At 59.8% G+C, this 26,238-nt stretch carries 30 protein-coding genes; 8 read left to right on the top strand and 22 right to left on the bottom strand.

Going from position 1 to position 26,238, the window contains the following annotated elements; translation table 11 throughout:
* Positions 1–106: 106 nt before the first annotated feature.
* The 12 genes from DT594_RS18435 to DT594_RS18380 form a co-directional block, all read right to left on the bottom strand.
* Complete coding sequence (locus DT594_RS18435) at positions 107–736, bottom strand: retropepsin-like aspartic protease family protein (protein WP_410402945.1); 630 nt, start codon at positions 734–736, stop codon at positions 107–109.
* Between the two features lie 42 nt (positions 737–778).
* The gene (locus DT594_RS18430) at positions 779–1,264 is read right to left on the bottom strand and encodes a phosphatidylglycerophosphatase A family protein (RefSeq protein ID WP_149334577.1); all 486 of its coding nucleotides are present in this window, start codon (positions 1,262–1,264) and stop codon (positions 779–781) included.
* On the bottom strand, positions 1,257–2,249 hold the full coding sequence (thiL, locus tag DT594_RS18425) for a thiamine-phosphate kinase (RefSeq protein WP_149334632.1): 993 nt from the start codon (positions 2,247–2,249) through the stop codon (positions 1,257–1,259). The genes DT594_RS18430 and thiL overlap by 8 nt, the downstream gene beginning before the upstream one ends.
* 30 nt (positions 2,250–2,279) lie before the next feature.
* Positions 2,280–2,759, bottom strand: a complete 480-nt coding sequence (nusB, locus tag DT594_RS18420; protein WP_149334576.1) for a transcription antitermination factor NusB — start codon at positions 2,757–2,759, stop codon at positions 2,280–2,282.
* The gene (gene ribH, locus DT594_RS18415; protein ID WP_149334574.1) at positions 2,756–3,235 is read right to left on the bottom strand and encodes a 6,7-dimethyl-8-ribityllumazine synthase; all 480 of its coding nucleotides are present in this window, start codon (positions 3,233–3,235) and stop codon (positions 2,756–2,758) included. Before ribH ends, nusB begins: the two co-directional genes overlap by 4 nt.
* A 58-nt stretch (positions 3,236–3,293) precedes the next feature.
* Positions 3,294–4,388, bottom strand: coding sequence for a bifunctional 3,4-dihydroxy-2-butanone-4-phosphate synthase/GTP cyclohydrolase II (gene ribBA, locus DT594_RS18410; protein ID WP_096347343.1), 1,095 nt, complete (start codon positions 4,386–4,388; stop codon positions 3,294–3,296).
* A gap of 22 nt (positions 4,389–4,410) precedes the next feature.
* Positions 4,411–5,079, bottom strand: coding sequence for a riboflavin synthase (locus tag DT594_RS18405; RefSeq protein WP_096347342.1), 669 nt, complete (start codon positions 5,077–5,079; stop codon positions 4,411–4,413).
* Between the two features lie 58 nt (positions 5,080–5,137).
* The gene (gene nhaD, locus DT594_RS18400) at positions 5,138–6,394 is read right to left on the bottom strand and encodes a sodium:proton antiporter NhaD (RefSeq protein WP_149334572.1); all 1,257 of its coding nucleotides are present in this window, start codon (positions 6,392–6,394) and stop codon (positions 5,138–5,140) included.
* Between the two features lie 12 nt (positions 6,395–6,406).
* Complete coding sequence (gene ribD / locus DT594_RS18395) at positions 6,407–7,540, bottom strand: bifunctional diaminohydroxyphosphoribosylaminopyrimidine deaminase/5-amino-6-(5-phosphoribosylamino)uracil reductase RibD (protein ID WP_149334570.1); 1,134 nt, start codon at positions 7,538–7,540, stop codon at positions 6,407–6,409.
* Complete coding sequence (nrdR, locus tag DT594_RS18390) at positions 7,533–8,006, bottom strand: transcriptional regulator NrdR (RefSeq protein WP_149334568.1); 474 nt, start codon at positions 8,004–8,006, stop codon at positions 7,533–7,535. Before nrdR ends, ribD begins: the two co-directional genes overlap by 8 nt.
* A 120-nt stretch (positions 8,007–8,126) precedes the next feature.
* Positions 8,127–9,620 carry an AMP-binding protein gene (locus tag DT594_RS18385; protein ID WP_149334566.1) on the bottom strand — a complete coding sequence of 498 codons (1,494 nt, stop codon included), beginning with the start codon at positions 9,618–9,620 and terminating at the stop codon, positions 8,127–8,129.
* On the bottom strand, positions 9,617–10,606 hold the full coding sequence (locus DT594_RS18380) for an NAD(P)H-dependent flavin oxidoreductase (RefSeq protein WP_149334564.1): 990 nt from the start codon (positions 10,604–10,606) through the stop codon (positions 9,617–9,619). Before DT594_RS18380 ends, DT594_RS18385 begins: the two co-directional genes overlap by 4 nt.
* A gap of 130 nt (positions 10,607–10,736) precedes the next feature.
* On the opposite strand from DT594_RS18380, the gene DT594_RS18375 reads away from it, so the two are divergent.
* The 7 genes from DT594_RS18375 to DT594_RS18345 all read left to right on the top strand — a co-directional run bounded on the left by DT594_RS18375 (position 10,737) and on the right by DT594_RS18345 (position 16,691).
* The gene (locus DT594_RS18375; RefSeq protein WP_149334562.1) at positions 10,737–11,642 is read left to right on the top strand and encodes a LysR family transcriptional regulator; all 906 of its coding nucleotides are present in this window, start codon (positions 10,737–10,739) and stop codon (positions 11,640–11,642) included.
* A 63-nt stretch (positions 11,643–11,705) separates the two neighbouring features.
* Entirely contained in the window at positions 11,706–12,359 is a 654-nt protein-coding gene (locus DT594_RS18370; RefSeq protein WP_178091588.1) for a class I SAM-dependent methyltransferase, read from the top strand.
* A 117-nt stretch (positions 12,360–12,476) separates the two neighbouring features.
* Complete coding sequence (gene trxA, locus DT594_RS18365; RefSeq protein WP_149334558.1) at positions 12,477–13,367, top strand: thioredoxin; 891 nt, start codon at positions 12,477–12,479, stop codon at positions 13,365–13,367.
* Between the two features lie 116 nt (positions 13,368–13,483).
* Positions 13,484–14,086, top strand: a complete 603-nt coding sequence (locus tag DT594_RS18360; RefSeq protein WP_149334556.1) for a DUF2796 domain-containing protein — start codon at positions 13,484–13,486, stop codon at positions 14,084–14,086.
* Positions 14,087–14,182: 96 nt separating this feature from the next.
* Complete coding sequence (locus DT594_RS18355; RefSeq protein ID WP_149334555.1) at positions 14,183–14,896, top strand: ATP-binding cassette domain-containing protein; 714 nt, start codon at positions 14,183–14,185, stop codon at positions 14,894–14,896.
* Positions 14,896–16,158: an ABC transporter permease gene (locus tag DT594_RS18350; RefSeq protein ID WP_149334553.1), complete on the top strand. Its 1,263-nt coding sequence runs from the start codon at positions 14,896–14,898 to the stop codon at positions 16,156–16,158. Before DT594_RS18355 ends, DT594_RS18350 begins: the two co-directional genes overlap by 1 nt.
* 11 nt (positions 16,159–16,169) lie before the next feature.
* Positions 16,170–16,691: a DUF3299 domain-containing protein gene (locus tag DT594_RS18345; RefSeq protein WP_394244924.1), complete on the top strand. Its 522-nt coding sequence runs from the start codon at positions 16,170–16,172 to the stop codon at positions 16,689–16,691.
* 33 nt (positions 16,692–16,724) lie between these two features.
* Here the strand turns inward: DT594_RS18345 and DT594_RS18340 are convergent, their stop codons facing one another.
* Genes DT594_RS18340 through DT594_RS18315 form a run of 6 tightly spaced genes read right to left on the bottom strand, consistent with a single transcriptional unit; the run spans position 16,725 to position 21,538 of the window.
* Positions 16,725–17,804: a tetratricopeptide repeat protein gene (locus tag DT594_RS18340; protein ID WP_149334551.1), complete on the bottom strand. Its 1,080-nt coding sequence runs from the start codon at positions 17,802–17,804 to the stop codon at positions 16,725–16,727.
* Complete coding sequence (locus DT594_RS18335) at positions 17,804–18,481, bottom strand: energy transducer TonB (RefSeq protein WP_149334549.1); 678 nt, start codon at positions 18,479–18,481, stop codon at positions 17,804–17,806. The genes DT594_RS18340 and DT594_RS18335 overlap by 1 nt, the downstream gene beginning before the upstream one ends.
* Positions 18,481–18,900 carry an ExbD/TolR family protein gene (locus tag DT594_RS18330; RefSeq protein WP_149334547.1) on the bottom strand — a complete coding sequence of 140 codons (420 nt, stop codon included), beginning with the start codon at positions 18,898–18,900 and terminating at the stop codon, positions 18,481–18,483. The genes DT594_RS18335 and DT594_RS18330 overlap by 1 nt, the downstream gene beginning before the upstream one ends.
* A gap of 10 nt (positions 18,901–18,910) precedes the next feature.
* Positions 18,911–19,426 carry a MotA/TolQ/ExbB proton channel family protein gene (locus tag DT594_RS18325; RefSeq protein ID WP_149334545.1) on the bottom strand — a complete coding sequence of 172 codons (516 nt, stop codon included), beginning with the start codon at positions 19,424–19,426 and terminating at the stop codon, positions 18,911–18,913.
* Positions 19,419–20,765: a MotA/TolQ/ExbB proton channel family protein gene (locus tag DT594_RS18320; protein WP_149334543.1), complete on the bottom strand. Its 1,347-nt coding sequence runs from the start codon at positions 20,763–20,765 to the stop codon at positions 19,419–19,421. Before DT594_RS18320 ends, DT594_RS18325 begins: the two co-directional genes overlap by 8 nt.
* Positions 20,762–21,538, bottom strand: a complete 777-nt coding sequence (locus tag DT594_RS18315) for a DUF3450 domain-containing protein (RefSeq protein ID WP_149334541.1) — start codon at positions 21,536–21,538, stop codon at positions 20,762–20,764. Before DT594_RS18315 ends, DT594_RS18320 begins: the two co-directional genes overlap by 4 nt.
* 204 nt (positions 21,539–21,742) lie before the next feature.
* Between DT594_RS18315 and DT594_RS18310 the strand changes: the two genes are divergently transcribed.
* Positions 21,743–22,408, top strand: a complete 666-nt coding sequence (locus DT594_RS18310) for an OmpW family outer membrane protein (RefSeq protein ID WP_149334539.1) — start codon at positions 21,743–21,745, stop codon at positions 22,406–22,408.
* A 38-nt stretch (positions 22,409–22,446) separates the two neighbouring features.
* On the opposite strand, the gene DT594_RS18305 is transcribed toward DT594_RS18310, so the two are convergent.
* The 4 genes from DT594_RS18305 to DT594_RS18290 form a co-directional block, all read right to left on the bottom strand.
* On the bottom strand, positions 22,447–23,337 hold the full coding sequence (locus DT594_RS18305; RefSeq protein ID WP_178091586.1) for a sugar nucleotide-binding protein: 891 nt from the start codon (positions 23,335–23,337) through the stop codon (positions 22,447–22,449).
* Between the two features lie 93 nt (positions 23,338–23,430).
* Positions 23,431–24,108 (bottom strand): histidine phosphatase family protein, encoded by a 678-nt coding sequence (locus DT594_RS18300; RefSeq protein ID WP_149334535.1) that lies wholly within the window; start codon positions 24,106–24,108, stop codon positions 23,431–23,433.
* A 90-nt stretch (positions 24,109–24,198) separates the two neighbouring features.
* Entirely contained in the window at positions 24,199–24,690 is a 492-nt protein-coding gene (ssb, locus tag DT594_RS18295) for a single-stranded DNA-binding protein (protein ID WP_149334533.1), read from the bottom strand.
* A 29-nt stretch (positions 24,691–24,719) separates the two neighbouring features.
* On the bottom strand, positions 24,720–26,090 hold the full coding sequence (locus DT594_RS18290) for an MFS transporter (RefSeq protein ID WP_149334531.1): 1,371 nt from the start codon (positions 26,088–26,090) through the stop codon (positions 24,720–24,722).
* Positions 26,091–26,238 lie beyond the last annotated feature (148 nt).

Raw genomic sequence — 26,238 nt, 5'->3', positions numbered from 1 at the left:
CGCTGCAATAAGGGGCAGCTATATTATCAGGAGAATGTCCGCGCCGCGACGTAAAGCACCGGATGGAATGTATCAGTATTTCCTGAAACGAGCCGCCCCAGGCGCCTCAGCGGCTTTCCAATATCAGGGTGCCGTTCTGGTCCACCATACGTATGCGGTTCAGATAGCTGTTGCCGAGCAATACTTCGGTGGGAAAGCCGCCTTCCAGAATCAGACCGTCGACATTGGTCAGTTCGACATCGCCCACTTTGACCCGGGCAAGAGTTACCCGGTAGCCCGCAACCTGACCACTAGCGGTAGTGGCCCGCACTTCGGAGCCGGTGACCCGATAGTCGATGCCCAGCCGCTGTGCCTCGAAAGAGCTCATGGCGACGCTGGTCGCTCCGGTGTCGACCATAAACTGAACGGTCTGGCCGTTGATCGAGCCGGTGACCCGGTAGTGCCCGCCCCTGCCGCGCGGGATGCTTACCTGAGTAGTGGCCCGCTCAGCAAATCCGTCGGTGTAATCGCGCTGCATACCGAACTGGCGAGTCTGGCCGTTGATGCGCAGCGTGGCGGTGGTGCTGTCTGCGGCTACCAGCTCAATACCTTGGGGGCCGGGCTGACCAATCCGCAACATGTGCCGCTGACCGTCGATATTGACCACCGCGGCGCCAGCAAACAGGCCGACCACTCTCACTGATGGATCGGCGACAGCTGCGGGGCTGAGCAACAGCAGCACACTCAGGCGCAACAGGGTGGGGTAAAGCAGGGGCATGGTGTCCGTTCCTCGCCAGTGTCAGATCAACAGTTCGGCTGCTAACAATACCAGCAGCGCCATGAGGCCGGCGAGAAGATCGTCCAGCATGATGCCGAAGCCGCCGCCAACCCGCCGATCAACCCAGCCAATTGGCCAGGGTTTCCAGATATCAAACAACCGGAACAGCGCAAAACCGGCCAACAGCCATAGCCATCCCGGTGGCGCCAGCAACATCGTCAGCCACAGGCCGACGAATTCGTCCCAGACGATGCCGCCGTGATCATGCACGCCCATATCCTTGGCGGTGCGATCACATAACCAGATGCCCAGCAAGGTTGCGAACACCAGCACCAGCACATACCCGGCCAGCGGCAACTGTTGCCAGATCAGAACAAAGGGCACAGCGGCAAGCGTGCCCCAGGTACCCGGGGCCTTGGGAATCGCCCCACTGCCGAAGCCGAAGGCGAGAAAATGGATCGGGTTGCGCCACACGGAAGCGGGAGCGTGCGGCTGCGGGTCAGTCATCGGTTGTATCCTTGAAATGTTGGTAGCCCGCGAGGCTATCCATGTTCACCAGTTGCTGCCCATCATCCAGCCACACCCCCTGCCCTGCAACCACTTCGCCCACTACCCTGACCTGAAAACCCTGGGAGGCCCACACGTCCAGACAGGAAATGCTGGCGACCGGCAGGGTAAACAGCAGCACATAATCGTCGCCACCACCCAGCATCCACTCCCGGCGTTGCGCCTCGGGCCAGGCCTGCAGCGCTGGGGAGCAAGGCAGGTCGGCATAACGTACATGCAACGCCACACCACTGGCCCGCGCGAGATGACCCGCGTCCGCTAGCAGCCCGTCCGATACGTCTATGCCCGCGCTGGCAATGCCTGCCAGCTCGAGCCCTAAATCACACTGCGCACGCGGACGCCAAAAACGCTTGGCGAGATAATCCCGCCCGGCATCGCTGAGCTGTTCGGAAAGCGTTTCACCAAGCGCAACCGCCAGACCTGCGCCACCATCGCCCAATGGCCCACCCACGCACACCAAGTCTCCCGGTTGTGCGCCTTTGCGGCGGACTACCTTGCGCGCGGCAACCTGGCCGATAACCGTCACGCCAATGTTCAACGGGCCGCGCGTGGTATCACCACCGACCAGACAGATGCGGTGATCCTCGGCCGCCTGGGCCAACCCCTGGGCAAAACCCGCCAGCCAGTCTTCGTCAACCTGCGGCAACGTCAGCGCCAGGGTAAAACCAAGCGGCCTCGCGCCCATCGCTGCCAAGTCGCTCACCGCGACGGCAAGCGCGCGATAACCCAGATCAGCGGGCAGATAATGTTCGGGGAAATGGGTGCCGAGCACCAGACTGTCAGTGGAAACCACACACTGCTTGTCTGGGTCGGGCTGCAGCAGAGCGGCGTCATCACCAATACCCAGGGTAATGGCCTCAACATCGCCCGCCGCTTCCAGGGCAGGACCCTGGAAGTAGCGGTGAATCAGTTCAAACTCACCCAGCGGCATGGCAACAGCCTCCTGCCGGCGACATTAGCGTCCCCGGCGGGACGCGTTGACTTCGGCACTGCGCAGGCGCGGTGCGAGCTTGTCGAGAATACCGTTGACGTACTTATGGCCATCGGTCGCACCGAAGGTCTTGGCCAACTCGATGCCCTCGTTGATGACCACTTTGTAAGGCACATCAATGCGGAACATCAATTCGTATACGCCAATACGCAAAGTCGCCAGCTCGATAGGATCGAGCTCCTTGACCGGGCGATCCAATACAGTGGCCAGGCTCTCGTCCAACTCGGTCAGATTCTTGCCCACGCCGGTCAACAGCTCATGAAAATAAGCGCCATCGACCTTGGCAAAATCGTTATCGGTACGATACTGGGCTTCAATATCGGACAGCGGCAGATCCGCCACATGCCAGCCGTACAGCGCTTGCAGTGCCAGACTGCGCGCCTTGCGCCGGGCAGACGCCTTGGGCTTGCCGGCAATCGGTGGCTGGGAGTCAGACTCGCTCACTTCGCCTCCAACTGCTTGAACAGGCTGACCATTTCAAACGCGGACATGGCCGCTTCTGCGCCCTTGTTGCCAGCCTTGGTGCCGGAGCGCTCAATGGCTTGCTCGATGCTGTCGACAGTCAATACACCGAAGGCCACCGGAATACCGTATTCCAGGGACAGGCTGCCGATGCCCTTGACGCACTCGCCAGCGACATATTCAAAATGCGGCGTGCCCCCGCGAATGACCGCGCCCAGCGTAACGATCGCGTCAAACTGCTTCATCTCGGCGACTTTCTTCACCACCAAGGGGATCTCGAAAGCACCCGGCGCGCGGATGATGGTGATATCGGCATCCTTCACCCCATGACGCTTCAGCGCATCAATGGCGCCGGACAGCAGGCTCTCGACCACAAAGCTGTTGAAGCGTCCAACAACCAGTGCGTAGCGGCCTTGGGTCGCCATGAAATCGCCTTCGATGGTACGTATAGCTGACATGTTGTCTCTCTCTTAAAGAACCGGCTGCGCACCAGGCGCAGTCGTGGATCGGGTGCGTTTATTCGCAGGGCAGATATTCTACTACTTCCAGATCAAAGCCGGATATGGCATTGAACTTCATTGGCTTGGACAGCAGACGCATCTTGCGCACGCCGAGGTCGCGCAAAATCTGTGAACCGGCGCCTACCGTATTGTAGGTCGTCGGCTGGCGCTCGGGCGTATCGGTGCCGGCCAACTGGTTGACGTGATGCAACAGCTCGTCGGCGCCCATCTGGTTGCCCAGCAGCAGTACCACGCCATGTCCTTCCTCAGCCAGTTTGGCCATGGCGGCACGCAAGCTCCAACGCTCCGGCTGCTTGACCATGAACAGGTCGCGCAGGGGATCCATATTGTGCACGCGCACCAAGGTTGGCTCTTCCGGCTCCAGCTTGCCCAGCGTCAACGCCAGGTGAACTGCGCCTTCCAGGCTGTCGCGGTAGGTGACCAAATTGAAGGTGCCCAGCTCGGTTTCCAGCGGCTGTTCGGACACACGCTTGACCGTGCGCTCGTTGAGCAGGCGGTAGTGAATAAGGTCTGCAATAGTGCCGATCTTCAGGTTGTGCTGTTCGGCGAACGCCTCCAGCTCCGGGCGCCGAGACATGCTGCCGTCGTCGTTCATGATCTCGCAGATCACCCCGGATTCGCCGAAGCCGCCCATGCGCGCCAGATCACAGGCCGCCTCGGTATGCCCGGCCCGCGCCAGCACGCCGCCAGGCTGTGCCATCAGCGGGAAGATATGCCCGGGGCTGACGATATCATCAGCCACCGCGCCGGGTGCTGCCGCTGCCTGCACTGTACGTGCCCGGTCGCCAGCGGAAATACCGGTGCTGACGCCAACAGCCGCCTCGATCGACACGGTAAATTTGGTACCGAAGCCGGAATTGTTGCGCTGCACCATCAACGGCAGCTTCAGGCGCTCGCAATGCTCGAGGCTCATGGGCATGCAGATCAGGCCGCGACCATAGCGCGCCATGAAATTGATATGTTCAGCCTGGCAGGCTTGCGCAGCCATGATCAGGTCGCCTTCATTCTCGCGATCTTCGTCATCCATCAGGATGACCATCTTGCCAGCCCGAATGTCTTCGAGCAGTTCTTCGATTGTATTGAGTTTCATACGGCCCTCCCGGGCACGTTGATCAAGGCTTCAGAAAGCCGTTTTCGGCCAGAAAGGACATACTTAGCGTGCTGCTGCCAGCGCCGGATTCGGCCGCTTTGTCACCCAGCAGCAGGCGTTCGAGATAGCGTGCAATCAGGTCAACTTCGAGATTGACCGGAGCGCCGACCTGATACCCGCCCATGACAGTCTCCTGCATGGTATGCGGCACTATGTTCAGATCGAACACCGCGCCGTCCACGCTGTTGACCGTCAGGCTGGTGCCATCGACAGTAATAGAGCCTTTCTCGGCGATGTAGCGCGCCAGATTGGCTGGCGCTTCAATACGGAAATGCCAGGAGCGCGCATCTTCGTTCATGGAAAGCACTTTGCCGACGCCATCAACATGACCGCTGACCAGATGGCCACCGAGTCGGGTTGACGGCGTCAGGGCTTTTTCCAGATTGACTTTGCTGCCTTCCTTGAGCCGCGACAGAGCGGTACGGCGAATGGTCTCCTGGCTGACGTCTGCCCAGAAACCGTCTCCGGGCAGCTCCACTGCAGTCAGGCATACGCCGTTCACCGCAATGCTGTCGCCAAGCTTGACGTCATCCAGACTCAGCTTGCCAGTCTTGACGTACAGACGCACATCACCACCGCGTGGCTGCATGCTCTGAATATGACCGACCGCTTCGATAATGCCTGTAAACATCTGAACGTCTCGCTTGCTTGCTGGATAAGGAGCCATAAGCCCATAGGCTAAACCGTCATCAACTGACCATCAGGCCCATCGCATAAACCGCCATAAAGCCAAAGGCAAAGGCAATAAACAACAGCCCAAAGCTGCGCATATAGGTCATGAATGTCAGACCGGGCAGTTTGCTCATGGCCACAATGCCGGCTGCGGAGCCAATTATAAGCAATGAACCCCCTACTCCGACAGCATAAGTCAGACCCATCCACTCGGCCGTGCCCATTTGCAGGTCGGATTTCAACAGCGCTGCCGTCAATGGCACGTTATCGATCAGCGCCGATAGCAGGCCCATCAGGAAGTTGGCAAGCATCACCGGCAGCACGTCATAAAGCGCGGTAAGCCCCTGCAACACGCCGATAAACTGCAGCATGCCAACCAGCAGCAACACGCCCAGGAAGAACAGCAGGGTTTCGAATTCGATGGCGCGTACATACTCGAGAATCGGATCGTTCTCGATATCTTCATTGAAAAACCGTGCAATCAAAAACATCAGCGCCAGGCCGGTAAGGAATGTCAGTACCGGAGGAATGCTATACAGCAGACTGCCGAGGATGGTGCCAAGAATCGTCAGCAGAAACAGCAGACCTATTACCTTGTCGACACCGCGCGTCGGTTGCAGCGCACTTTTCTCGATGATTACCTCGCCACTCAAGCCCACCGAGAGCAGCGCCGCCAACAGCAACACCGCGAGAAACGCCGGCAGCGCTAGCAACAGCAGATGAGTGATTTCCACCTTGTCGGCAAGGAAGATCATCAGTGTCGTCACATCGCCGGTAATCATCGCAACGCCACCGGAGTTCACCGCAAAGACCACCAGGGTGGCGAAGCGCAGCGTCTTGCGTATCTCCAGCTTCAGGCTCAGCACCAGCGCCACCGATACCAGGGTAGCAGTGATGTTGTCGGCGATGGAGGAAAAGACGAAACAGAACAGGCCGGTCATAAACAGCAATTTCCGCTCGGTAATCCGCCCCGGCAAGATACTGTAAATGATATTTTCGATCAGGCCTTTCTTGTTCAGGTAGGCGACGAAGGTCATGGTCGCCAGCAGAAACAGCCAGAGCCCTGCTATATCGGTAATGTTATGACTCAGCGCGGCCTGGACACGGGCGCGAAAAACCTCGTCCGGCGCCGCGACAAACAACACCATCCAGGCCAGGGCGCCAAAAAACAGTACTACCTTGGCCTTGTTAACATGAATCAGCTCTTCAAGTACTACACCCAGAAACGCGGCTATCGCCATTAGAATCAGCAACCACTGAACTGCCATTTGCATGATAGAACACTCTCAGGAAGGAAAAACCGGTCGCGCCGTGATTCGCCAATCACGGCCGACAACCCGCATGTCGGTTACATCGAGCTGCATGGCCTCGGCCATGGTGTCGAAGGGCAATTCCAACAAGGGTCGCGCCCGGCTGCCCAGCAGCCTTGGCGCCATATACACCACTAACTCATCTACCAGCCCGGCATTGACGAACGCGCCTGCCAAGCGTGCGCCGGACTCCACCAGCACTTCATTGCAGCCTCGTTTCGCCAATTCCAACAGCAGCGCCTTGAGATCCACATACTCCTGCGCCTTATCCGGCAGGGTAAGGAGTTCGGCGCCAGCAAAGACATAGCCCTGAACCCGACCGCGCAACAACTTGCAAGCCACCAGCAATGGGCCCGCCTCACGGAACAAGCGATTTTCCAACGGCACGCGCAAGCGCCCATCGACCAACACCCGCAGTGGCTGCCGGGCCGCTGCGGCAGCCGCCTCTACCTCAGGCAAGCCCAACTCGGCGGCACGGACTGTCAGGGCAGAATCATCCAGCAGCACCGCGTCGGCGCCGCTGATCACCGCGCCGCTGCGCGCGCGCAAGCGCTGCACATCGGCGCGTGCGTCAGGTCCGGTTATCCACTGGCTTTCACCATTGGCCATGGCCGTGCGGCCATCCAGGCTCATCGCCAGCTTGACGCGTACATACGGCATACCGGTCTGCATGCGCTTGATAAAACCGGGATTCAGTGCCCGCGCTTCGGCTTCCTGCAGCCCACACTCAACCTGGATACCTGCGTCCCGTAGACGCGCCAGCCCTTTGCCAGCGACGAGCGGATTGGGGTCCTGCATCGCCGCTACCACTCGAGCAACGCCCGCATTAATCAAGGCATCGGCACAGGGTGGTGTTTTGCCGGTATGACTGCATGGCTCCAAGGTCACATAGGCAGTGGCGCCCCGGGCGCGGTCGCCAGCCTGCGCCAGTGCATTGACCTCCGCATGGCCTTCACCCGCGCGGGCATGCCAACCTTCACCGACAATCTCGCCATCACGCACCAGCACACAGCCCACCCGCGGATTAGGTTCGGTGGTGTACAGGCCTTTGTAGGCAAGCTGCAGTGCGCGGGCCATCATGCGGCTGTCGAGAGCGTCCTGGTCAGGCATCCGGCTCGTCCTTGTCACGTCGTGAGAGGCGTTCGATTTCTTCGCGGAACTGGTTCAGATCCTGAAAGCGGCGGTAGACCGAGGCAAAACGAATATAAGCCACCTCATCAAGCTGCTTGAGTTCGTTCATGACCATCTCGCCGACCACCATCGCCTTGACTTCACGCTCACCGGTGGCGCGCAGACGGTGCTTGATATGGCCAATGGCAGCCTCGATCTGCTCCACACTGACCGGACGCTTCTCCAGTGCACGCAGCATGCCCGCGCGCAGCTTCTCCTCATCAAAAGGCTGACGACGGCCGTCACCCTTGATCAGGCGCGGCAGCACCAGCTCGGCGGTTTCGAAGGTAGTAAAGCGTTCCTGACAGGCCAGGCATTCGCGCCGCCGGCGTACCTGGTCGCCTTCGGCCACCAGACGCGAATCGATCACTTTGGTGTCATTGGCACTACAGAAGGGACAGTGCATAGCAGACTTCCTGTTGGGCATGCGCGGCACATCTTACTCCGATGTGCGCCGGGGTTAAATGACCGCCGCACCCCGGGATTGTGGCCTTTATGTATCCGCACTGCCCATGCGTCAGGAAAGTCAGTTGCCCTGTGGTGTGGAATACGCATCCTTGAGCCTGCGCTTGGCAACTTTGCCGTTGTCATCGCGCGGCAGGCTGGCAACCAGATGGACTTGCCGCGGGGTCTTGTAGCTGGCCATGCGCTGGCGAATGAAGTTCTTTATCACCTCTTCGTTCAGCGCAGGATCGGCAGTAGCGACCACCGCCACCAATGATTCGCCGTACTCGGCATCTGGCACACCGAATACTGCGCAGTCCGCCACACCCGGCAGGGTGATCAACTGATGCTCTATTTCTGCCGGGTATATGTTTACCCCACCGGAAATGACCATGTCTGACTTGCGATCACAGATAAACAGGTAGCCTTCCTCGTCCAGATAACCAATATCGCCCACGGTCGCCAGATCGCCCAGCCCGGCTTTGGCGCGCGCCTCGTCGTTGTTCAGGTAGGTGAAGTCTGGCACGGCCGGCTGACGCACATAAATCACACCCGGCTCACCCAGCGGACAGTCACTGCCCTGCTCATCGACAATACGGATACGCGTCTGGCCAATCGGCAAGCCGACGCTACCCGGTTTGCGGCGCGCCGAGACCGGGTCCTGAATAGTGATCATGCCGGTTTCACTGGAGGCGTAGGTTTCATAGATGACCGGCCCCCACCAGTCGAGCATCGCCAGCTTGACGTCCGGCGCACAGGGCGCACCGGTCGAGGCGACAAAACGTACTGAGGACAGATCGTACTTTGCTTTGATCTCCGCCGGCAGGCGCAACAGCCTTACGTACATGATCGGCACTAAAAACACCGTATCGATGCGATATTGTTCGATCAGCGCCAGTGTCTGCTCGGCATCAAAGCGCGGCATCACGACCATCAGCTCAGCCTGCAAAATCGACTGCTGGGCAAAGGAGCTGGGGGCGCTGTGATAGAGCGGTGCGGACACTAACGTACGTACGCCCGGCTCGATACCCCAGGCGGCACGCGACAGTTCACGCATGGCGGCGGCCATGGCTTCACGCTCCTCAACTGGAGGCGCCAGGCGCTTTACGCCCTTGGGCCGCCCGGTGGTGCCTGAGGTGTAGGCCATATGTGCCCGCGGCGTGCGCGGCTCACCAGCAAAGGGCGCTTGTTCGGCCAGCCAGGTTTCATAGCGCAGGTGACCGGCACGCAAGCTGCCATCGCCGCCATTGACCAATACCACCACCCCTTCAGGAATAATCCCCGCCAGATCGTCCAGCAGGTCGGCTTCAACCAGAAATACCTTGGCCGCCGAATCCTCTAGCAAGAATGCCACCTCATCAGCCTTGAAGTGCCAATTGACCGGACAATAAAAGCAACCTGCTGTCTGGCAGCTCTGGATCGCATCAATAAAGACCGGTCCATTGCGTAGCATCACAGCTATCACGTCGCCGTCTTCAACGCCCAAGCGCGCCAGGCCACCGGCCAACTGCAGGGCACGCTGCGCGACCTCATCACCACTGCGCTCCAGTTCGCCGCAGATCAGCTGCGCGGTCATGGCTGCTTACCGTACGGGCTGGCGATCTGCTGCATCCGCGCACGTGCGCTGGCGTATTCCTGCTCCAACTGGCTGACGGCCTCAGCCGTGGTGGTGACGCCAGCAATGCTGCCCACGCCCTGCCCAGCGCCCCAGATATCGCGCCAGGCCTTGCTCTTGTTACTGCCGCCCGAGCCGAATTTCATGCTGCTCTTCTCGCCTTCGGGCAGGTTGTTCGGATCCATTCCAGCATTCTGAATGCTCGGCTTGAGATAGTTGCCGTGCACCCCGGTAAAGAGGTTGCTGTAGACGATGTCGTCCGCGGAGGTATCCACCAGCATCTGCTTGTAGGCGGCGTCGGCGTTGGCTTCATGGGTGGCAATAAAACGGGTGCCCATGTAGGCCAGGTCTGCACCCATAGCCTGGGCAGCGAGAATCTGCTCGCCCTTGGAGATGGCACCGGAGAGGATGATCGGACCATCGTAGAAAGCGCGAATTTCAGACACCAACGCAAAAGGACTGAGTTGCCCGGCATGCCCGCCCGCGCCAGCACAGACCAGAATCAGACCGTCAACACCCGCCTCGATGGCTTTTTTTGCGTGCTTGACGTTAATTACATCGTGGAATACCAGGCCACCGTAACTGTGGATCGGTCCTACCACCTCATCCGGCGCGCGCAAGCTGGTGATAATGATGGGCACCTTGTACTTCACGCACATTTCCACATCGTGCTGCAGGCGGTCGTTGCTGCTGTGCACTATCTGGTTGACGGCAAAGGGCGCAACCACTGCATCCGGGTTGGCCGCCTGGTACTCGGCCAATTCGCTGGTAATGCGCTTGAGCCACACTTCCAGCTCCTCGGCCGGCCGTGCGTTCAGCGCCGGGAAGGAGCCGACCACGCCGGCCTTGCACTGGGCGATCACCAGGTCAGGGTTGGAGATGATAAACAGCGGCGAGCAGATAACCGGTAGTTTGAGCGAGTTCTGCAGAACGGCGGGAAGACTCATTGTTGTTCTCCTTGGACTAAGTCATGTAATGACAGCAGCAAAATTTAACGTGCCTGGACTATAGAAGCTGGCTGGTTGATCTACAATATCCGCCAACGAGCCCAAACTGTTTACAAATAGGCAACAATAGGTGGATATCAAAACCCTGCAGTTCATCTGCGCCGTGGTCGAAGCCGGCAGCATGAGCAGCGCCGCGCGCCGCCTTGGCACATCACGCTCACATGTCAGCCGCAGGCTCAAGGCGCTGGAGCAAAGCATTCAGGTGCAGCTGTTCCGGCGCACCACGCGCCGTGTGGAACCCACACAAATAGGCTGGGCGTTGTACGAGCATGCCGCGCGTATCAGTCAGGAACTGAATGCCCTGCAGGCCACGGTAGACGACCTGGGCAAGAACCTGCGCGGGCATATCAGGCTCAGCGTGCCGGTCGCACTGGGGCAACAAGTGGTCGGCCCCTTATTGCTGGAATTTGCCAACCTCTATCCTGAGGTTAGCCTGCAGCTCACCTTCAGCAACCGGATTTTTGATCTGGTGGCGGCCGAGATTGACGTCGCTATCCGCGTTACCTCGACTCCGCCCGACGCTCTGGTTGCCCGCGACCTGGGCCCGGTCGATTGGGCGCTGTGTGCCAGTCCTGCTTATCTTCGGGCGCACGGCACACCGCAGGAACCGGAGGACCTGCTGCAACTCGACATGGTCAGCGTCAACGTGCCGGACCAGCGCCTGCCGCTGGAGCTATTCGACGGCCGCGAGACCCGCACGTTGACCCTGCGCCCGCGACTGCAGACCGAAGACATGCTGTTCCTCAAACGGGCGGCTCTGGCCGATATTGGCTGCGCCCTGCTGCCGCTTTATAGCGTGCAGCAGGAGCTGGACAGCGGCGAATTGCTGCGCCTACTGCCCGATCAGCGCGTGCGCGTCAGCGCCTGGGGGGATCAGTTGTACCTGTTGACCGCGCCCAACCTCTACCCGACCTTGGCCACGCGCACCCTGATCGAGTTCCTGCACAGCCGTCTGCGCGCCACTCTGCCGACTTGACTGGGCTGCGAGCATGCAAGCACCGACGCTACAATAGCCCCCCCTGTCACTATGGATTACCCCATGACGCTAGCTGCCCTGAACGCCGAACTGCATCAGGTTCTGCCTGATGCACAACTGGTTACCACCCGCCTGCCGGGTTTGCCAGAACTGCAGCTGTGGCTGCTTGATCCTGCCAATTTGAATCGCGCCTTCAGTAGCGAGGAAACCCGACAACTGCTGGAGCAGCCGCCCTACTGGAGCTTCTGTTGGGGCAGCGGCCTGGCGCTGGCACGCTGGATCCTGGTTAACCCACAGCAGGTCCGTGGCATGCGGGTACTGGATTTTGGCAGCGGCTCGGGCATCGTGGCCATTGCTTGCGCCATGGCCGGTGCGCGGCAGAGTATTGCTTGCGACCTGGACCCGCAGGCACAGAGCGCCAGCGCCCTGAATGCGCAACTGAACGGTGTACCCTTGACCCTGGCGGCGGACTACTTTGCGGTGACCGGCGAGATCGATCTGATTATCGCTGCGGACGTCCTTTACGACAGTGACAACCGCGTGTTTCTTGAGCATTTCCGCCAGCGCGCACCCCGCGCCATTCTGGCCGATTCAAGGGTGCGCGATCTGCAACACCCCGGCTATACGCGACTGGATACACTGCACGGCCAGACCTGGCCGGACCTGGGCGAACCCGAGACGTTCCGGCAGGTAGCCCTGTATGGCACCGTCGCCTGACAGCACTGAGGGATGCCCTACACTTTCGTCAGTTGTTCGGCCCTGGCACCAACGCAGCCTTGATTTCAGCCGCACGCAACCCCACTATCGCCTGATTCTTCCTTCGATGGACAATCCATGAGCCAGTCATCCTATATTTTCGACGTGACCGAAGAGACCTTCGATCGTTACGTGCTGGAAAATTCCTTTCACAAGCCGGTGTTGGTCGACTTCTGGGCAGACTGGTGCGCGCCATGCAAAGCCTTGATGCCGGTGCTGGCGGGTATTACCGAGAGTTACGCTGGTGAGCTGTTAATGGCTAAGGTCGACTGTGACGCCGAGGCCGGATTGAGCGAACGCTTTGGCATTCGCAGCCTGCCGACTGTCGTGCTGTTCAAGGATGGCCAACCGGTTGAGGGGTTTGCCGGCATGCAACCAGAAAGCGCCATCCGAGCGTTGCTTGAGCCCCATGTCAGCCTGCCACCGATGCCCGACGCCGACGCCGGGGATACCGAAGCTGATATCAGCGCGCAGGTCGACGCCCTGCTGCGGAATGGCAGTTCCGCGCAGGCTATCGCCTTGCTGCAGCAAGCCATGACTATTGAGCCCAGCGACAAGCTGCGGCTGCTGCTGGGCCACGCCTACAGCTGCAATGACCAACTGGCGGAGGCAGAGCAGGTGCTGGCTGAGGTGACTGACCGCGAGGCTCACAAGCTCCCGCTGAAAAGTCTGCATGCCGAGATCGGCTTTCGACGCCAGGCACACGACTTCCCCGCTGAGGCGCTCTTGCTTGAGCGGCTGAAACATAGCCCGCAAGACAGTGAAGCCACTTTCCAGCTGGCGATTCTCAAGCTCGCCCATCAAGATCACGAGCTCGCTCTGGCCCACTTGTTAAGCCTGTTTCAGCATGACCGGAGTTATGCCGACGGCGCTGCGCAGCGCACCCTGCTGGAGGTTTTTGACATTCTGGGTAGCGAGCATCCACTGACCACCCAATACCGCCGCAAGCTTTACCAGGCCCTGTACTGACAGGGCCCTGCGCTTTGGCCCAGCGCGTCAATAGTGACAGTGGCTTTGCTTAAAGCAATGTAATAAGATAACGTTCCTTTTAACAACGCGTTATCTCCTTTGCTGCGAGGCCTACCATGCGCCCTACCCCATTTATCATTGGCAGCCTACTGGCCGTCATTTCCGTTGCCAGCGCGGCACATGACCATGACCATGACGACCACGAGCACGAGCACGAACACGGCCATGAGCACGAAAGTTTATCCGCGCACGAGCATGGCGTAGGGTCCTTGAACCTGGTGGTCGATGGTGGTGAAGTGGCCATCGAGCTGGTCTCCCCAGCGAATAACCTGCTGGGCTTCGAACACCTGCCCGCCAGCAACGCAGACAAAGCCAAGGTCAAAGCGCTGCAAGCACAACTGAATGATGCTGACAGCCTGTTTGTCTTCCCTGCCGCCGCTGACTGCAGCGTTGAAGAAGTCGAATTGAGCAGCCCGCTGTTCGAGACAGAGGACGGCCATGAGCATGAGCATGAGCATTCCGACGAATCGGCTGAATCCCACGCAGATATTCAAGCGCACTTTCATTTCAACTGTACTCAGGAAGCCGCACTCGACCAGATTCAGGTCGCACTGTTCAGCGCCTTCCCCGGCACCGAACGGTTATTGCTGCAGGCAATCGGCCCCAAGGGCCAGCAGGGTGGCGAGCTAACCGCGACACAGAACCTGATCCGTTTCTGACATTTGCACGCCCCCGCGCGCCTGCCGACCCCGGGTAGGCGCGCCAGCCTATCGCTGATAGGCTTGAATCCCTCTTTTGCGAGCTCTTTTGAAGCCATGAATTCCGTCATCATTGACCTGGATGCTGCGACCTACGCCTGGCCCGGGCAACCTCCTCTGCTGGATATCAAGCACTTGCAGCTGCTGGCCGGCGAGCGAGTGTTTCTCAAGGGACCGTCAGGCAGCGGCAAAACCACATTGCTCGGTCTGCTCGGTGGTGTCTATCTACCAGACCAGGGTCAGATCACCTTGCTGGGCAAAAATATGGCCAGCATGTCCGCCGCTGAGCGCGACCGCTTTCGCGCCGATCACACCGGCTATATTTTTCAAATGTTCAACCTGTTGCCCTACCTGTCGGTGGTAGAGAACGTCACTCTGCCTTGCCATTTTTCCCGTGTGCGCCGCGAGCGTGCGCTGAAGCGTCACGATGGGCTGGCCTCGGCGGCACTGCATCTGCTGCACAGCCTTGGACTGTCTGATAACGCTCTGCTGGATCGCTCGGTCAACGAGCTGTCCATTGGTCAACAGCAGCGGGTTGCCGCAGCGCGCGCACTGATCGGCAGCCCCGAACTGGTGATTGCCGACGAGCCGACCTCTGCACTCGACGCCGATAGCCGCGAAGCTTTTTTGCGACTGTTGTTCGCCGAATGCAGCGCCGCTGGCAGCAGCCTGCTGTTTGTCAGTCATGATGCGTCGCTGGAGCCGCTGTTTGACCGCGCGCTGTCGCTGCGCGACATCAATCTGGCCGCGCAGCCGCAGGAGGTGTGTTGATGTATCTGTTGCGCCTGGCGATCAAGAGTTTGGGCAACCGCCGCTTTTCTGCTCTGCTGACGGTGATCGCCATCGGTTTGAGCGTCACCTTGTTATTAGCCGTGGAAAAAGTGCGCACTGAAGCGCGCAGCAGTTTCGCCAGCACCATTTCCGGTACCGACCTGATTGTCGGCGCCCGCTCCGGATCAGTGCAGTTACTGTTGTACTCGGTGTTTCGCATCGGTAATGCCACTAACAACGTACGCTGGGACAGCTTCGAGCATTTCGCCTCGCATCCGCGGGTGGATTGGGCCATTCCCCTTTCCTTGGGCGACTCTCACCGCGGCTTCAAAGTGATGGGCACCAACCAGAGCTATTTTGATCACTACCGGCATGGCCGCGATCAGGCGCTGACCTTTACTGCCGGCGCGCCTTTCGATGACTTGTACGACGCGGTGATCGGAGCTGATATTGCTCGCGAGCTAGGTTACGAACTGGGCACCGAACTGGTGCTGGCCCATGGCACCGGCGCGGTGAGCTTCGTCGACCACGGGGATAAGCCTTTTCAGGTCAGCGGCTTGCTGGCACGTACTGGTACGCCAGTAGACCGCACGATTCATATCAGCCTGGAAGGTATGCAAGCGCTGCATGTGGACTGGCAACAAGGCATGCCGGCACGTGGAGCAGCGGCGGTCAGCGCCGAGGATGCACGCGAACTGGACCTGACGCCCACTGCGATTACTGCCATCTTGCTAGGCCTGAATAGCCGCATCAGCACCTTCGCCGTGCAGCGCGAGGTCAATCAATACGGCGGCGAACCCTTGCAAGCCGTGCTACCGGGGGTGGCGTTACAAGAGTTATGGAGCTTGCTCGGCATGGCCGAAAAAGCCCTGTTCATCGTCTCGGTCTTCGTGGTCCTGACCGGGCTGGTGGGCATGCTCACGGCGATTCTCAGCAGCCTGAACGAACGCCGACGGGAGATGGCCATCCTGCGTTCGGTCGGAGCGCGACCGCGCCACGTATTTGCGCTGCTCCTGCTGGAAGCCGCCAGCCTGGCCATCGCCGGTATTCTGCTGGGGCTGGGCCTGCTTTATCTGGGCCTGTGGATCGGCCAGCCATTGATCCTCTCGCAATACGGCCTGTTCATCGCGATCACGCCGCCAGGGCTGTATGAATGGACGCTATTGGGCGCTATTCTACTGGCCAGCATTCTGATGGGCAGCGTGCCCGCGTGGCGTGCCTATCGCCAATCATTGGCTGACGGCCTGTCGATTCGAACCTGATGAGGTATTTCATGCGTACTTGTGTCGCCCTGATCGGCGCTGCCCTGCTTGCGTGCTACACGATGCCGGCTCTGGCTGTCGAAGAGCTGGCCTGGGGCGATCTGGTGCCCCCGGAAGCTCGGGACGCCATGGGCTCACCGCAGCCCACGCATGACTTATCGGCCTTGGCCGATACCCTGAGTGATGAGGAGTTTGGTGATCCGGCCGTGCAGGTAGAGCCGGCCGCGCCGGTAGTAGCGGAACTGAATGGCCGCGAGGTCAAGCTCCCTGGCTACATAGTTCCGCTCGGCATCAATGATGACGGCGTGGTGAACGAGTTTCTGCTGGTGCCGTACTTTGGGGCCTGCATTCATGTGCCGCCACCGCCGTCCAACCAGATCGTTTATGTACAAAGCGAGACAGGCATCAAGCTGGAGGCGCTGTATCAACCCTTCTGGATCACCGGATCGATGCAGGTCGAAGCGGTGGAAAGCGATCTGGCCAACGCCGGTTACAAGATTGCCGACGCCAGCATTGAGCCTTACACCTACTAAGCGCGACTCGGAGTGCGCGGCAACCGAGGGGTTTTAACCTTCTTCCTGCGCCTGACGGGCGTAACTGGCCCACTGATTAAGCGTACGGCGTTGCTCGGCACTGGCGGCGGGACGGGCCAGCTCAAGGCTGCTCAACAATTCCTCCCAATCACCCTGGTTGAGCTGAATGGCTGCTACGCGTAGCCAATGGTCAGCCCGGCCGGAGCTGCGCGCCAACGCCGTCCAGGCGGATTTGGCTCGATCGTGATCGCGGGCTTGCTGCCATAATTGCGCCAGACGCTCCTGCCGTGCGCCATTGGCCGCTAATAGCTGCCGTTTGAGCAGCGCTTCCAGTAGCCTGGCGGCCTGCCAGGGGGCGCCGGCATTGACCTGCAGCGCAACCAGATTATCAAGGTCCTGGGCCTTGAAACGAACGCCAGCTTCATAGGCCAATCGCAGCGTACCCGCTGCGGCGCGCTGGCGCTTATCAAGGCTCTGCATACCGGCCAACTGCCGCCAGTATTCAGCGTTGCCCGGCTCGCGCTTAAGCAGCACTTTCAACCAACGCTCCGCCGCCTCATACCGCTGCAACCGGTAATTCATCCCCACTAGCAATTGATACCAGACGGCCTCGACGCCCGGCTCTTCGCGTACCACCTCCTCGGCTAAGGGCAATGCCTTGCTGTACTGCTCCAGCTGGTTATACAGCTGCACCAACAACCGCCGATTCTCGCGTGGCAAAGAACCTGCTGCCAATTCAGTTTCCAACAGAGCAGCGGCTTCTCGCGCCTGCCCTTCAGCAGCCAGCAATTGAGCCAGATTGCGCCTATCCTGGCTGGCTGCTTCGGCATCCAGTTGTTCACGGCTTAACGCTTTGCGCAGCCAGCCAATAGCTTCGGCGTTGCGATCACGCGCAATCGCCAGGTAACCCAGGCGCTGTTCGACCAACGCCTGCTCGATGCTGCCGTCACTGGCCTGCTCAAGGGCCGCAAGCAAGCTGTTACCCGCGGCGCTGTAATCACCGCTTTGTTGCGCCTGCTGGGCTTTATTCAGCGCCGCAAAAGCAGCCGGATCGATCGACTGCGCCTGTACTGCTGCGCCCCAGAGCATGAGTAGCATGACGAGAGCACGCATCAGCGACCTCCATCCAGACGGAAATACAGTGTTTTGGTGGCCTCACGCGCCACCGCCTGGCCATTCTCGCGGCGCGGCGCAAAGCGCCAGCGACTGGCTGCCCGCCGGGCTTCACGATCAAACACCCCGGGTGGTTTGGCGTCAGACACGCGCAAGTTTTCCACCCGGCCCTCGGCGGTGATGGTAAAGGCCAACGTTACCTCCCCCTCGATGCCCGAAGCCAATGCGCGCTGCGGATAGTTGGGCGGCACATCGGTCAGCGGGGTAACCTCTTCCGATACCGAGGGTGAAGAGTCCGGCGGTGGCGCGGCGGGCTGCGGCGCGGCCTCGACCTGCGCCGCTGTCAGCCCTGTCAGGGACGGCGCGCTGCTGACCTGAATCTGGGTCGGTACATTCGGCACGCTGATATTCAGATCCATGGCGGCGCTGACCTGGGGCTGCGGCGGCGTAGGCTGCACTGGCGGCTGATCGGGCGGTTGCGGCCGGTCCGGTGCTTCGCGTTGCTGACGTTCGCGACTGTCGCTCTGAGTGTCGCTAACCGAACGCACGAAACTGACACGCGCCAGTTCTTCCACCGGGTCGGCGTCATCCCTCGGCGGCATGACCAGTATCAACATCAGCGCAAACAGCGCCAGGGCGACCAACAACGCCGCGACAAAGCTCAGGGCCAGACGCATTAGCGACCCTCGGCTCCGGCAGTCGCAGCCAGCGCCACATCCTGCACACCGGCCAGACGGATCTGATCCATCACCTGAATCACCAGACCGCTACGTGATTCACGGTCGGCCTGCACCACCACCGAGCTATCCGGCTGGTCAACGCGCATACGTTCGACGGCCGCGCGCAAAGCGCGCACATCAACCTGCTGGCGGTCAATCCAGATCTCGCCATTGGCGCTCACGGCCACCAGAATATTACCTTTGGGCTGCTCGCTGGCGCTGGCTGCCGAGGGACTGTCCACCGTAATCCCCGACTCCTTGATAAAGGAGCTGGTGACGATAAAGAAAATCAGCATGATAAAAACGATATCCAGCATCGGGGTCATATCGATCCCGGCTTCCTCGTCATTACCCGTATGGTGCCTGCGCATTCGCATGGACTACTTCCTATTCAAAACGCAGTCGGTCATTGAGCCGCTGCAAGGCCCGGCGTGACTGCTGATCCAGTCGTGCCAGGCAGAACAAACCACTGATGGCGATGACCATGCCGGCCATGGTCGGCACGGTGGCGCGGGACACACCCGCCGCCATGGCCCGTGGGTTACCGTTGCCACTCAGGGCCATCACGTCAAATACTTCGATCATGCCGCTGACCGTACCCAGCAAGCCAAGCAACGGACAGAGTGCGATCAATACGCGCACCATCGGCAAAAACCGGCCGAGGTGCTGATGAGCACGGGACAACCAGGCCGCGCGGATATGCCGCGCCGCCGGGCTGGTGCGATCTGCACGCGCCAGCCAGCGTTGCTGCAGTTGCACCGCCTCCGTGGGGAAGACCCGGGCCAGAAACCATAGCCGCTCAACCATCAGCGTCCAGAGCAGCACCGTGACCAGCAGAATGCTCCACAGCACCCAGCCACCGCTGTCCAGGAAGTCCCTGAGCAGCCAGAACCCCTCAGCCATCTCGCGGCTCCTCGCCACCCAGATGCAGCGCGATCAAACCGGCACTCTGCTGTTCCAGCAACTGGATCAAGGCCTTACTGCGTGCGGCAACCAGGCTATGCATAAACAGCAGCGGAATCGCCACTACCAGGCCCAGCACCGTCGTCACCAGTGCCTGAGAGATACCCTCCGCCATCAATTTCGGATCGCCTGTACCGAACAGGGTAATCGCCTGAAAGGTCGCGATCATACCGGTCACTGTACCCAGCAGACCCAATAGCGGTGCGACTGCCGCAAGCAGCTTGATCAACCCCTGCCAGCGCTCCAGCGAAGGTGTTTCCTTGAGAATGGCCTCGTCCAGTTTGAGCTCCAGCGTGTCCAGCTGATCAAGCTTGGGACGACTGCCGATCACGCCCAATACGCGGCCCAACGGGTTGTTTCGATTGAGGTTGTCCAGATCGGCGACCTGACGATCCACCCGCTGACTGGTACGTTGCAGCCAACCAAGACGCCAAAGCGCCAGCACCACACCCAGCACACCCAACGCGATGATCACATAGCCCACTACGCCACCCTGATGAACACGTTCGATCAGGCTCGGGGTTTGCTGCAATTGCTGGATCACGTTGCCCCGGGTTGGATCAACCTGCAGATCAGCCAGCTCGTTACGAGACTGTGTGAACTCATCGATCAAACCGCTACCTTCGGGCTGCCGGGGCGCTACCAGCAAGCGCTCGGTATCGGCCTGATACAGCAGATAGTCGTCGCCCTGCAGCGCGACAAAGGGGCCCACGCTGACTACGGGCAGCACTCGTTGCTCACCATCGCGGCCGACCACTGGCGCCTCGAAGCGGCTGATCTTGCCACTGGCGGTCATATCCTGTTGCAACAGGTACCAGAAGTTTTCCAGTGCCTCTACCGTCGGAATACCGCGGCTAGCCGAGAGGCTTTCCAGTGTTTGCATGCGCTCTGGAAACTGCATGTTCAGCAACGAATCTTGCCATTGGCTCTGCGTGTCGCCCGCCGTCTGACGGACCACACCAAACAGTTCGCCCAGATTGCCGCTGCGCTGCTCAAGTTCAGCTTCCACTTCAGCCAAAGCCGTTTCCAGCCGATCAAACTCGGCCTTGAGCCGATCTGCTTCTGCCTTGACCGGTGCCAGCGCCTGCTCGGCCTCGCGCATGCGCCGCTGCTGCTGGTCGCGCTCGGCAATAAAGCGTGATTCACGCTCTTGCATGGCGCTCTGCTCGCTGCTGCGCACGTCGCGGATGTTGCGCAAAAGATCATCCAGGTTTGCCGGCTGAGCCAGGCTCATCGGCGCCAGCAAGGCCAGAGACAAGCCAATTAATAGATGCTTCATGGCTGGCTCTCCTGCGAGCTTGACTGCTCTGAGACGGGGGGCAAGGGAAGACGCAGCATCATCGGTGTCTGCTGTTGACGCGCCATGCGCATGCCCTGCTCCATGGTGCGACGATACTCGTTAGGCAGAGGCGCCCAGGCCTGGTTTTCAGCATCCCAATAGCCCTGCTCGCGCCCATCCAGGCTCTGATAAAAGAACATCACGCGACCCAGACGCAGATAGTCGACCACCCGCACACTGTCGCCCTGTTCCAGGCTGCCGCGCCAGGCTTCAAGTGTGCGGCCGTAATCGCTTTCAATCTGATAGGCCTCGATCAGCCGACGGTATTTCTCCGCCACACTGACATCCGAGCGCAGCATCAGATCCCGCAGCTGGTCGATGCGTTCGCCGCGCTCTTCGGGCAGAAAGGGAAGGTCCAGCGCAACGAACTGCTCCAACGAATCGAGCATGCGCTGCATTAGCGGCAGCAGTTCGCGCTGGGTGTCTTCGATACTGCTGAGCTGGCCTTCTAGGCTTTCCAGCTCGGCCTGCTGCGCGGCGACCATGTCGCCCAGGCGGGTGTTGTACTCACCTAACTGTTCGCGCTGCTGCACTGCCTCTCGGTAGCGCAGCAACGCCTCGCGTGTTGCATCGTCCAATTGCTCGATACGCTGCTGAGAACCCTGAGCATCACGCATCAAAGCCTCGCTCTCGTCCAGCGCCCGATCAGTAACGTCCTGCGCCACTACTGCCGCTGGCAGCATGACCGCCAGCAGTAACCAAACCGCTCTCATCCATACTCTCCAGAGTATCCGTGCCTGAGAATCAGGCGACTTAAAAGAGAAGCATTATCATTTACTCATAAGCAGAGTTCAAGTGCTAATACGCCTGCGGCAGACGGTCGCAGCCCTCCCGAGGCAATTCTTGCTTCAGATCAATAAGCGGGGTCAACGCGATCACTACCATGGCGCCATTATCACAAGCCCAGGAGTTACCTCATGTCTCGTCGCACTACTCAACTGGCCGCCGGCCTACTGCTTATCCCCGCCCTGTTGACCACCTCGGCGGTCTACGCGCATCAAGCCGGCGATACCATCGTTCGCGTTGGCGTGGCGGTTGTCGACCCACAGGAGAACAGCGATGACGTGATCATCGGGGGCGCGAACACGGAATTGGAAGTAGGTGTCGACAGTGACGTGCAACTGGGTATTACCGGCACTTACATGCTCACGGACAAGTACGGCATTGGCATTCTCGCCGCCACGCCGTTCAACCACGACATCAACCTGAACGGCGTGGGCAAGCTGGCCGACATCAAGCATCTACCCCCTACCCTAACGCTGCAGTACTTCCCGATGGCAGCAGGCGCGGCCCTGCAGCCCTACTTGGGCGCGGGCCTGAACTACACGACGTTCTTTAGCGAAGATTTCACCTCAGCCAATAAGGCGGCCGGCTTCAGTGATCTGTCGCTAAGCGATTCATGGGGCTTGGCGCTTGAGGCCGGGGTGGATTATCAGTTAACCGACAAGGTGTTGCTGAACGCCTCGGTATGGCATGTGGATATCGATACCGAAGCCACTTTCAAGGTCGGCGGAGCACCTGCCAAGGTGGATGTGGAGATTGATCCATGGGTGTACATGCTTGCCCTGGGTTACAAGTTCTAAGCACACAGAGGATGATGTGAACGGCCGCCAAGCGGCCGTTATTCTGCTTGGCTATCGTGCGACACACTGGCCAACAGTTCCGGCAGCTGCGCGCGCCAGGCGCGAGGCTTGATGCCAAAAGCCATCAATAGCCGACGGCTGCTCAGCACCGCATTCTGCGGCTCCCATGCGCTATCCAACTGTTGATCGAATGGCACGGAACGGATCGTCGGCACGCTATCAAGCTGCTTGGTCGCCAGTAGCTCCTGCGCCAGACTTTTCACGAAGCTGATCCAGCTGGACGCCTCACTGCTGCCATAGTGATAGGTGCCATATAACGGCGCATCACAATCCAGCTGCTTGAGGATCGCCAGCACCACACGGGCGGCATCGTTTACCGGGGTTGGGTTACCTCGCCACTCCTCCGCCAGCAGCATCGGCTCACCGTTACGCAACTGCTGCAAAAGCCCGACCAGCTGCCCGTCGGGTGAGCCATCAAGCACCCAGCCCAGCCGTAGCATGACGTGCCGCGCGCAATGGTCCTTGAGCTGTTTCTCCATGTCCACATGCAACTGTCCCAGCGCATCGCCAGGCGCCAGCGCGTCCTTCTCGGTATAGGCCGTAGTCTTCAAACCATCGAACACCCGCGCACTGGAAAGCAGAAACAACAAGCTGTCTGCCTGTTTGCTCAGCGCTATCAGCTCCTTGCCAAACTTGCGCTGCAGTGCCAGATTGTCGCCGTCATTGGACCCCAGCTGGAAGTGCTGATGGTAGAAGGCCAGATTGACCACCGCATCTGGCTGATACTCGGTAAACCAGTCCTTGAGCTGCTCTGCCTTCCAACCTTGCGCTGGACGCTCAACCGCATCAATGGCTATCTCTTCGGCTGCCGCCAGACGCAGTACCGCCTGACCCATCAGGGAGTCTGCGCCCAACAACAGAATGCGCATTCGCATATCTTGACCTTAATCGTTTAAACCACTATTCCTGACTGCATTTTGCAACCTTCAGGCCCTCAGGTCACGCGGCAGTTTAAACCTCTTTCAGGTATAGGTGATTAACGATTGCAGCTCAGCGCTGTCCAGGTGCGGCACACTGTTGAAACTGCTCAGGCGCATATTGTGCTGATTGAACACACAATGAATCAGTGCGGTATTACGCGTCTGCAGATTCAGCTCGACCATGGTCTCGCTCGGCGCCTGCAGCAACTGCCGCACCAGCATGGCGATTGCGCCACCCGAGCTGACAGCAAGCACCCGCTGGCCCTTGTACTGGGTCATGATGTGCTGACGCACATCGAGCAAACGCTGCTCGAATGTTTGCCAGGTCTCCGGGAGCTGGCCTTGCAGGCCGCCCTGCGACCAGAGCACGATGGCTTTCTTCAACCGTTTGAAAAAATCCGCAACAGCCGGCTTTTCAGGCAAGGCCTGATCGGGAAACTGCGCGAGATACGCCTGCAGAATCGAATGGAAGTCGAACTCGTTCAGCTCGGTGAACACTTCAAAACCCGATGCTGGCAGCCCAAGCCCCTGGCAAATGCCCTCTGCCGTTTCCCGATGACGAACCATATCGCCGGTCAGAATACGGTCAAACTGCATGTCCCGCCGAAGAAAATACTCGCCCAGCAATCGCGCCTGCTGATGCCCCAGCTCGGAGAGTTGATCGTAGTTGCTGGAGCCGAAAGAGGCCTGGCCGTGGCGGACAAAATAGATTTCAGACATGAGCTGTTCCATATAAAAGACAAAATAAAACCCGGCATACCGGAGGATGACGCATCCTCGAATATGCCGGGTTTGTTGAACAGTTCTATGTCAGAACGGAATGTCGTCATCAAAGCTGTCGTAATCCGGCGTAGCCTGCTGTGGTGCCTGTTGTGCTGGCTGCTGCTGTTGCGGAGCTGGCTGCTGAGCTGGGCGTTGTTGTTGCGGACGCGGGGCCATCCCCTGCTCGCCACCCTGGGGCTTGCCATCGAGCAGCTGCATCTGGCCACCGATGTCCACGACGATTTCCGTGGTGTAGCGCTTGACGCCGTCCTTTTCCCATTCGCGGGTTTGCAGACGACCTTCGATATACATCTTCGAGCCCTTGCGCACGTATTCGCCTACAACCTCGGCGATACGACCAAAGAACACCACGCGGTGCCACTCGGTACGCTCCTGCTGCTGACCGGTCTGCTTGTCCTTCCAGCTGTCGCTGGTAGCGAGGGTAATGTTGGCAACAGCATTGCCATTGGGCAGGTAGCGTACTTCCGGGTCGCCGCCGACATTACCGATCAAAATTACCTTGTTGACGCCTCTGGCCATGATGCTTTTCTCCTGATGTACTGACCGGTTCAGGCCGGGTTAACGACCCGGTCCAGCGCCTCACGATCGAGTACCTGTGTATCGACTTTTAAATAGGCTGCGGCCTCTTCGGCCACAACCATCGCTTCTGCTACTCCCGGAACCGCAAGAATCCGCCGAGGTAATGTTTCATCCCCAGCTAACGCCAAGGACAACGGCAGACGGTAGCTTGTTACATATGGAGGTTCGCTCATGGTAACACCAATCGCCCACCAGGAAACCGCGAGTAGTGCACAGCACAGGAAAACCCCGCCGAGGCCCCAGGCACCGAATACCGCGCCACCAATCAGCCCCCCCAGCGCCGCGCCGGCGAATTGGCTGGTGGAGTACACACCCATTGCAGTGCCTTTGCCACCGGCCGGCGCGATCTTGCTAAGCAGAGAAGGCAGAGTGGCTTCGAGCAAATTGAAGCCAACAAAAAACAGCACTATGGCCGCCACCAGCCACGGGAGTGAACCCATGCCCAACCACATCATCGGCTGTACCAGAGCCAACAGGATAATCGCGCCCAACACCACCCGCTTGATTTGCCGCTGGCGCTCGGCATAGATGATAAAAGGCACCATGGCGAAGAAAGACAGCAGCAGCGCCGACAAGTAAACCCACCAGTGTTCCTCGCGGGGCAGGCCGGCCTGCTCCTGCAATGCCAGAGGGATGGCGACGAAGCTGGCCATCAGAATTGCATGCAATACGGCAATACCGTAGTTCAGCCGCAACAGATCCTTGTTGCGCAGGCTTGGCATAAAGGCACTGCGGACCATACCCGCTTCACGATGCCGTAATGCCTGCTGCGGCGTGGGTACGATCCAGACAACCAACATGATGCCTACCAGCGCCAACGCCGAGGTGCTGTAGAAAACACCCTGCAGTCCGGCGCGCGCCGCAATCACCGGTCCGGCGACCATCGCTACCGCGAAGGACACGCCGATACTCATGCCGATCATCGCCATGGCCTTGGTGCGGTGCTGCTCGCGCGTTAGATCCGCGACCAGTGCCATCACCGCAGCAGCGATCGCGCCGGCACCCTGGATAATTCGACCAACGATCACGCCCTGCATGGTCTCGGCTTGCGCCGCCACCAACCCGCCCAGCGCGAACAACAGCAAGCCACCGATGATCACCGGCTTGCGGCCAATGCGATCCGACAACATACCGAAGGGAATTTGCAGGCAGGCCTGGGTCAGACCATAGGCGCCAATCGCAATACCGATCAGCAACGGCGTGGCGCCGCGCAGCGAGCCGCCATAGGTGGCCAGCACCGGCAGCACCATGAACAGCCCAAGCATGCGAAATGCAAACACCGCAGCCAGCGAGCTCGCGGCACGCTGTTCGGAGGACGTCATGCGATCGGCCTGGTGCATGGCTTTCCCTGCTTGATGACTGGATGAATGTCACAGCGCCACAGTAGCGCCACGAAAGGCGACGGATTCTAACATGTTGCTCGCCACAAGCAGAAACGGACATCTCCCGTTGCAAAGCGGGCTTTCCCTGTCATCGGTTTGTTGCCCG

The organism is Halopseudomonas laoshanensis, assembly GCF_008365385.1.
In the GTDB taxonomy this organism is placed as follows: domain Bacteria; phylum Pseudomonadota; class Gammaproteobacteria; order Pseudomonadales; family Pseudomonadaceae; genus Halopseudomonas; species Halopseudomonas laoshanensis.
Note: the sequence above shows the minus strand (reverse complement) of the source record. Positions and strands in the feature narration are given on the sequence as shown.

Coding starts and splice junctions, on each gene's coding strand:
- DT594_RS18430 (WP_149334577.1), bottom strand. CDS start 1,264: ATGACTGACCCGCAGCCGCACGCTCCCGCTTCCGTGTGGCGCAACCCG.
- ribH (WP_149334574.1), bottom strand. CDS start 3,235: ATGTCAGCTATACGTACCATCGAAGGCGATTTCATGGCGACCCAAGGC.
- ribBA (WP_096347343.1), bottom strand. CDS start 4,388: ATGAAACTCAATACAATCGAAGAACTGCTCGAAGACATTCGGGCTGGC.
- DT594_RS18405 (WP_096347342.1), bottom strand. CDS start 5,079: ATGTTTACAGGCATTATCGAAGCGGTCGGTCATATTCAGAGCATGCAG.
- nhaD (WP_149334572.1), bottom strand. CDS start 6,394: ATGCAAATGGCAGTTCAGTGGTTGCTGATTCTAATGGCGATAGCCGCG.
- ribD (WP_149334570.1), bottom strand. CDS start 7,540: ATGCCTGACCAGGACGCTCTCGACAGCCGCATGATGGCCCGCGCACTG.
- nrdR (WP_149334568.1), bottom strand. CDS start 8,006: ATGCACTGTCCCTTCTGTAGTGCCAATGACACCAAAGTGATCGATTCG.
- DT594_RS18385 (WP_149334566.1), bottom strand. CDS start 9,620: ATGACCGCGCAGCTGATCTGCGGCGAACTGGAGCGCAGTGGTGATGAG.
- DT594_RS18380 (WP_149334564.1), bottom strand. CDS start 10,606: ATGAGTCTTCCCGCCGTTCTGCAGAACTCGCTCAAACTACCGGTTATC.
- DT594_RS18370 (WP_178091588.1), top strand. CDS start 11,706: ATGACGCTAGCTGCCCTGAACGCCGAACTGCATCAGGTTCTGCCTGAT.
- trxA (WP_149334558.1), top strand. CDS start 12,477: ATGAGCCAGTCATCCTATATTTTCGACGTGACCGAAGAGACCTTCGAT.
- DT594_RS18360 (WP_149334556.1), top strand. CDS start 13,484: ATGCGCCCTACCCCATTTATCATTGGCAGCCTACTGGCCGTCATTTCC.
- DT594_RS18355 (WP_149334555.1), top strand. CDS start 14,183: ATGAATTCCGTCATCATTGACCTGGATGCTGCGACCTACGCCTGGCCC.
- DT594_RS18350 (WP_149334553.1), top strand. CDS start 14,896: ATGTATCTGTTGCGCCTGGCGATCAAGAGTTTGGGCAACCGCCGCTTT.
- DT594_RS18345 (WP_394244924.1), top strand. CDS start 16,170: ATGCGTACTTGTGTCGCCCTGATCGGCGCTGCCCTGCTTGCGTGCTAC.
- DT594_RS18340 (WP_149334551.1), bottom strand. CDS start 17,804: ATGCGTGCTCTCGTCATGCTACTCATGCTCTGGGGCGCAGCAGTACAG.
- DT594_RS18335 (WP_149334549.1), bottom strand. CDS start 18,481: ATGCGTCTGGCCCTGAGCTTTGTCGCGGCGTTGTTGGTCGCCCTGGCG.
- DT594_RS18330 (WP_149334547.1), bottom strand. CDS start 18,900: ATGCGAATGCGCAGGCACCATACGGGTAATGACGAGGAAGCCGGGATC.
- DT594_RS18325 (WP_149334545.1), bottom strand. CDS start 19,426: ATGGCTGAGGGGTTCTGGCTGCTCAGGGACTTCCTGGACAGCGGTGGC.
- DT594_RS18320 (WP_149334543.1), bottom strand. CDS start 20,765: ATGAAGCATCTATTAATTGGCTTGTCTCTGGCCTTGCTGGCGCCGATG.
- DT594_RS18315 (WP_149334541.1), bottom strand. CDS start 21,538: ATGAGAGCGGTTTGGTTACTGCTGGCGGTCATGCTGCCAGCGGCAGTA.
- DT594_RS18310 (WP_149334539.1), top strand. CDS start 21,743: ATGTCTCGTCGCACTACTCAACTGGCCGCCGGCCTACTGCTTATCCCC.
- DT594_RS18305 (WP_178091586.1), bottom strand. CDS start 23,337: ATGCGCATTCTGTTGTTGGGCGCAGACTCCCTGATGGGTCAGGCGGTA.
- DT594_RS18300 (WP_149334535.1), bottom strand. CDS start 24,108: ATGTCTGAAATCTATTTTGTCCGCCACGGCCAGGCCTCTTTCGGCTCC.
- ssb (WP_149334533.1), bottom strand. CDS start 24,690: ATGGCCAGAGGCGTCAACAAGGTAATTTTGATCGGTAATGTCGGCGGC.
- DT594_RS18290 (WP_149334531.1), bottom strand. CDS start 26,090: ATGCACCAGGCCGATCGCATGACGTCCTCCGAACAGCGTGCCGCGAGC.